The sequence below is a fragment of the Saccharomonospora iraqiensis subsp. iraqiensis genome (assembly GCF_000430445.1).
GTDB lineage: Bacteria > Actinomycetota > Actinomycetes > Mycobacteriales > Pseudonocardiaceae > Saccharomonospora > Saccharomonospora iraqiensis.
On record NZ_KE387089.1, the window covers coordinates 2,210 to 5,449 of the forward strand.

A 3,240-nucleotide genomic window follows, 5' to 3' on the forward strand; every position below is an offset into this window, starting at 1 on the left:
GCGATCTGGACGGCGAGGTAGGCGCGGCACGGCAGCGCCCCCCGCCTGCGGAGGAACGGTCTGCGTCTGCCGTGGCAGACGGTGCAGTGGCCGCTCGGCTCGACCCGGTGGTCGGCGAGAACGGTCTTCAGGGCGCCGGCGAGCAGGGCGACGTTCAGACCGTCCAGTTCGGCGCGGACGCCGGGGGAGGTCTCGCCGCCCGAGTGCGTGATCTCGTCGAGTCTGCGGTGCACGCTCGCCTGGAGTGGAGTGACGATGCTGGGGTCGCGCCCGGCCACGTGATCTCCCGATGTTCGCGTTGTGGAACGGTTGTTGCGCCGCGGAGCACGAGGCAGCATACAACCGCCGGCTGCAATTTGCAGTCCGTCGATCGGGGGCCGCGGTGTTACCGAGGGTCTCGCCACGCCGGTCCGGCTTGCCCGTGGTGATTGGATGTGCGCGACGACGCTGCCGGAGCGGGGTCCGACAGCGCGGGGAACCGGAGGTGGAGTGATGACGCGAGGCCACGGCCCGACGGTGCGGCGGCGCAGGCTGGCGGGTGAACTACGACGGCTCCGCGAGGCCGCGCAGCTGACCATCGACGACGTCGCCGACCGGCTCGAGTGTTCCGCCTCGAAGGTCAGTCGCATCGAGACCGGCCAGGTGGGGGTGACGCCGCGGGACGCCCGCGACATGCTGGAGCTGTACGGCGTCACGGGCGACGAACAGGAGGCCCTGGTCCAGCTCGCCCGGGAGGCACGCAAACGCGGCTGGTGGCACGCCTACAACGAGGTCTTCACCGGGGCGTTCGTCGGACTCGAGGCCGACGCCAGCTCACTGCGGGCGTACCAGGCGCTGCTCGTCCCCGGACTGCTGCAGACCGAACGGTACGCCCGGGCGGTCATCCGGGCGATGCGTCCCGGTGCGGAGGAGTCCGAGATCGAGCGCAGGGTCGCCGCGCGGCGCGCCCGGCAACGGTTGCTGAGCGAGGAGAACCCGCCGGAATACTGGGCCGTGGTCGACGAAGCGGTCCTGCACCGTGTGGTCGGTGGTCCGGAGGTGATGGCCGAGCAGTTGTCCCGGCTCGCCGAGGCCGCGCGTTCGCCGCACGTCACCGTCCAGGTCGTCCCGTTCGGCGCGGGCGCCCACCCGGGGATGGAGGGGCCGTTCCTCATCCTCGGTTTCCCGGAACAGGCCGATCCGGACGTGGTCTATGTGGACAGCACGAGCAGCGGACTCTATCTGGAGATGGAGTCCGACGTGCGCCGCTACGCCCTCATGTTCGATCATTTGCGGGCCGCCGCGCTCAAGCCGGACGACTCGGTGGACGTGATCACCGGTGCCGCGTGGCGGTTCGACAGTGGCAGTGACACCTCCGATGTGGAGCGGACGAAGGAGTGACCATGCCCATCAGGACCGACTCGACCGGGCTCTCGTGGCGCAAGAGCAGCCACAGCGGTGGGGGCAACGACTGCGTCGAGGTCGCCTTCACCGGCGACGGTGCCGCCGTGCGGGACTCGAAGAACCCCGCGGGGGGTTTCCTGACCGTGCCCGCGGCGGAGTGGGACGCGCTGGTGGCGGCGGCCCGGAGCGGGGAGCTCGACCTCCGCTGACCGGGACCGGACCGCGGCGGGACGCCCCCCGGCGGGCACGCCCGTGACGTCGTCTCCTCACCTTCGGCCCACCCCTTCGGCCGGAGGTGAGGAGACGAACCACGGACGGTCGGCGGTGGCCGGGTGGTGTCAGCGGCGCGGCAGCCGGCGGAGCAGCTTCATCCCCGCCGTCATCCCCTTCGCCCACAGTGCGGGCGGCAGTCCCCGCGGGGGACGCAACCGCAGGCCCCGCTGCACCGCGATCGACTGGCTCTCGGTGTACTTGAGCAGTCCCTCGGCGCCGTTGCGCCTGCCCACACCGGACTCCTTCATCCCGCCCATCGGGACCCCGACGGTGCCGAAGGTGGCGGCGTACCCCTCGTTGACGTTAACGGTGCCCGCCTTCAGCCGGGTCGCCACGGCGGAGGCGGCCCGGGTGTCACGGCCCCACACGCTCGCGTTCAGGCCGAACGGGGTGTCGTTGGCCCGGTCGACCGCCTCGTCCACCTCGGAGTAGCCGTAGACCGACACCACCGGGCCGAACGTCTCGTCGGCGAACACCCGCGCGTGGGCGGGCACGTCGGTGAGGATCGTGGGCTCGTGGAACAGCGGGCCCACGTCACCGCGTGCCCGGCCGCCGGTGACCACGGTGGCGCCCGCGGAACGGGCGTCGTCGACGTGGGCGGAGACGGTGTCGAGCTGTTCGGTCGAGGTCAGCGAGCCCATGTCGGCGCGGTAGTCCAGGGTGCTCCCGAGTTTCAGCGCCCGGGTCCGCGCGGCGAAGGCGTCCAGGAACCGCGCGCGGATGCTCTCGTGGACGTAGATGCGCTCCACCGACACGCACAGCTGACCCGCCGACGAGAAGCACGCGGCGACCGCGCCCGCGGCCGCCTTGTCCACGTCGGCGTCCGGCAGCACGATCATCGGGTTCTTGCCGCCCAGTTCCAGGGAGTAGGACGTCAGCCGCTGCGCGATCGTGCCGGCGAGGGTCTTGCCCGTCGGGGTCGACCCGGTGAAGCAGACGTAGTCCGACTCCTCGACGAGCGCGTCGCCGATCCGCGAACCCCGGCCCAGCACGATCTGCCACGCGTCGGCGGGCAGCCCCGCGCGTTCGGCGAGCTCGTGCAGCCACAGGGCCGACAGGGCGGTCTGGTTGTCCGGCTTCTGCACGACGGTGTTGCCCGCGGCCAGGGCGGGCAGGACGTCCATCGCGGTCAGCGCCAACGGGTAGTTCCACGGCGAGATGACGCCGACCACGCCCTTGGGCTGCTGCACCCGGGTGGCCCGGGTCAGCACCGGCAGGGCCCCGGGTGCACGGCGGGGCGCGAGCAGCCGTGCGCTGTGCCTGCCGTAGTAGGCCGACACCAGCGCCGTCGCGCTGATCTCGTCGAAGGCGTCGATCCGTGCCTTGCCCGCCTCGACCTGGATGAGGTCGAGACCCTCGTCCTGCTGGTCGAGCACGAGATCGTGCAGGCGCGTGAGGATGCGCTGCCGTTCGGCGGCGGGACGGCGTGCCCACGACGTCTGGGCACGCCGCGCGTCGGCGAAGACCGACCGGGTGTGCGGGTCGGTGCCCTGCGGCAGCACCGCGCTCGGCAGGCCGGTGAACGGCGCCGTCATGGTGACCGACGTGGCGTCCGCGCCGGACCGGACCCGGGCGAGCAGGGTC

General features: G+C 72.2%; 3 protein-coding genes and 1 pseudogene. 2 read left to right on the plus strand and 2 right to left on the minus strand.

What is annotated here, in order from left to right:
* A pseudogene (locus ACTIR_RS23035) lies at positions 1-278 on the minus strand (hypothetical protein); the annotation flags it as partial.
* A gap of 214 nt (positions 279-492) precedes the next feature.
* On the opposite strand from ACTIR_RS23035, the gene ACTIR_RS0112200 reads away from it, so the two are divergent.
* Both ACTIR_RS0112200 and ACTIR_RS0112205 read left to right on the plus strand, forming a co-directional pair.
* Positions 493-1,380, plus strand: coding sequence for a helix-turn-helix domain-containing protein (locus tag ACTIR_RS0112200; protein WP_026454497.1), 888 nt, complete (start codon positions 493-495; stop codon positions 1,378-1,380).
* Positions 1,381-1,382: 2 nt separating this feature from the next.
* Complete coding sequence (locus tag ACTIR_RS0112205) at positions 1,383-1,592, plus strand: DUF397 domain-containing protein (RefSeq protein WP_007024753.1); 210 nt, start codon at positions 1,383-1,385, stop codon at positions 1,590-1,592.
* 129 nt (positions 1,593-1,721) lie between these two features.
* Here the strand turns inward: ACTIR_RS0112205 and ACTIR_RS0112210 are convergent.
* Positions 1,722-3,240: succinic semialdehyde dehydrogenase (locus tag ACTIR_RS0112210; RefSeq protein ID WP_026454498.1), on the minus strand; the 1,519-nt coding region annotated here is incomplete at its 5' end.

What these genes read in the sequence shown, in the direction of transcription:
- ACTIR_RS0112200 (WP_026454497.1), top strand. Translation starts at nt 493, where the DNA reads ATGACGCGAGGCCACGGCCCGACGGTGCGGCGGCGCAGGCTGGCGGGT.
- ACTIR_RS0112205 (WP_007024753.1), top strand. Translation starts at nt 1,383, where the DNA reads ATGCCCATCAGGACCGACTCGACCGGGCTCTCGTGGCGCAAGAGCAGC.